Origin of the sequence: Mesorhizobium sp. M4A.F.Ca.ET.050.02.1.1 (assembly GCF_003997725.1) — a bacterium.
In the GTDB taxonomy this organism is placed as follows: domain Bacteria; phylum Pseudomonadota; class Alphaproteobacteria; order Rhizobiales; family Rhizobiaceae; genus Mesorhizobium.
Genome location: NZ_RZSG01001437.1, coordinates 1 through 576 on the forward strand (window position 1 = coordinate 1; position 576 = coordinate 576).

A 576-nucleotide genomic window follows, 5' to 3' on the forward strand; every position below is an offset into this window, starting at 1 on the left:
GTACCGGATAGAAATCGCCGCGCGTTTCCTTGGCCATGTGCCCCCTGCTCGTGATTCCGGTGCCCGACACCCCGCGGACGGCCGGTTGAATCACATTCTCCTGTAGCGGAAAAGGCCCCGGCGGCAAATGTCAGATAAAAATGGCGCCGGGCAATGGATTCGTGTTTCAAACTGTTCACGAAGCGTGATGCCAACTTGCGGCGGCTGGTCCGCACGGTTTAGTGTCGCGTCACCTCAAAAAAGGGCGGTGCACCGATGCTGCAGTGGCTGGATAGCGTGGCGGGTCCTGGTTATGTCGCCGCAATCCTGTGGACGTTTGCCGCGCTCGTTCTGCTGGTGGTCGTTCTCCTCATCATCAAGCTGGTGCGCAGCCTGACGTTCGGGACATTCGTCGCCGGCGGCCGCAACCGCAAGACCAGGCTGGCCGTCATGGACGCCACGGCGGTCGACAGTCACCGCCGGTTGGTGCTGGTGCGCCGCGACGACATTGAACACCTCATCCTGATCGGCGGCCCGACCGACGTCGTCGTCGAGCGCGACATCAGGCTTGCAGCACCGCGCCGCCCGGCATCTGTC

The 576-nt window shown here is 63.0% G+C and carries 1 pseudogene; it reads left to right on the forward strand.

The window, feature by feature from the left end:
- Nucleotides 1-255: 255 nt before the first annotated feature.
- Nucleotides 256-576 (forward strand): annotated as a pseudogene (locus tag EOA33_RS38000) (flagellar biosynthetic protein FliO); the annotation flags it as partial.